The sequence below is a fragment of the Paracoccus benzoatiresistens genome, from assembly GCF_026913015.1.
GTDB lineage: Bacteria > Pseudomonadota > Alphaproteobacteria > Rhodobacterales > Rhodobacteraceae > Paracoccus > Paracoccus benzoatiresistens.
Genome location: NZ_JAPTYD010000158.1, coordinates 1 through 1,391, shown reverse-complemented (window position 1 = coordinate 1,391; position 1,391 = coordinate 1). Strand labels below are relative to the sequence as shown.

1 protein-coding gene is annotated in these 1,391 nt (G+C 61.7%); it reads right to left on the bottom strand.

Annotation, left to right across the window (positions count from 1 at the left end; genetic code table 11):
• Positions 1 to 1,291 (bottom strand): diaminobutyrate--2-oxoglutarate transaminase (gene ectB, locus OU682_RS23960; protein WP_268944679.1); only part of this gene is annotated, 1,291 nt, incomplete at its 3' end.
• Between the last annotated feature and the right edge of the window lie 100 nt (positions 1,292 to 1,391).

The window sequence follows — 1,391 nt, the reverse complement described above, 5'->3', positions numbered from 1 at the left end:
CAGCGGCTGCGGTTGGCATTTCCGAGGCCCTTTGGACGGCATTGCTGAGGATATCGAGGCCTTGCTGGAGAAGGCCGGGGGGCGTTGTCAGGGGCGCGAGGACCTTGACCACCTCGCCTTTCGGACCGGCGGTCTCGATGACAAGGCCATCGGCGAAGCAGCGGCCGCAGATCTCGGCGGCGAATTCGCCTGATCCGACATCGATGCCCTGCATCATGCCGCGGCCCTTCACCCGTGCACGCGGCAGCGCCGCGGCAATCTCGGCCAGCCCGTCGCCAAGGAGTTCCGACTTGGCTGCAACCTCGCGGACAAGCCCGTCCGCGGACCAGAACTTCTCCAGCGCGACGCGGGCCGTGACAAAGGCAAGCGTGTTGCCGCGGAAGGTGCCGTTGTGCTCGCCCGGATGCCAGATGTCGCATTCGGGGCGGATCAGCAGCACCGCCATCGGCAGGCCGTAGCCCGAGAGCGACTTCGACATCGCCACCAGATCCGGAACGATCCCCGCCCTTTCAAAGGCAAAGAAGGTTCCTGTCCGGCCGCAGCCCGCCTGCACCTCGTCCAGGATCAGAAGCGCGCCGTGGCGCCGCGCCGTTTGCGCGATGCGCCTGAGCCATTCCGGGCTCGCAACATTGAGTCCCCCTTCGCCCTGCACCGCCTCGACGATGATCGCGGCAGGGCTGTCGATGCCGCTCGAGGCGTCATCCAGCATCCGGTCCAGGATGTTTGCCGTGTCCGTCCCGTCGTCCAGGTAGCCGTCGAAGGGGAAGCGCGAGACCCCGTGCAGCCCCATCGCAGGTCCGATGCGGTTGAAGCGGTTTCCGGTTGTGGCGAGCGCCCCCAGCGTCACCCCGTGATAGCCGTTCGTGAAGGCGATCACGTTGGTGCGTCCGGTGAATTTGCGCGCCAGCTTGAGCGCCGCCTCGACGGCATTGGTGCCCGTGGGTCCGGTAAACTGCACCCTGTAATCAAGCCCGCGAGGCAAAAGGATATATTTCTGGAAGGCTTCGAGAAATGCCGCCTTCTGGGGGGTGTGAAGATCAAGCGCATGCGTCATGCCGCCGTCTTTGATATGGGCGATCAAGGCCTCTTTCATGTCGGGATCATTATGCCCATAGTTCAGTGATGCGCATCCCGCGAGAAAGTCGATATAACTTCGACCTTCGACATCCGTCAGCACGCTGCCGGAGGCGCTCGCAAACACTGCATCGAAGGAGCGGCAATAACTCCTGACCTGAGATTCGTTTTTCTGGAAGATTGATCTCAGCGCGCCTGTGGTATCCAGCACACTCATGTTTTCCCCCTTACCTGACGCAACCATCTAAGCAGAAGATCGGGATTCAGATGAACATGATTCCCATTGCATTTCAACGATGTCTTGATGGGTTTTTTTT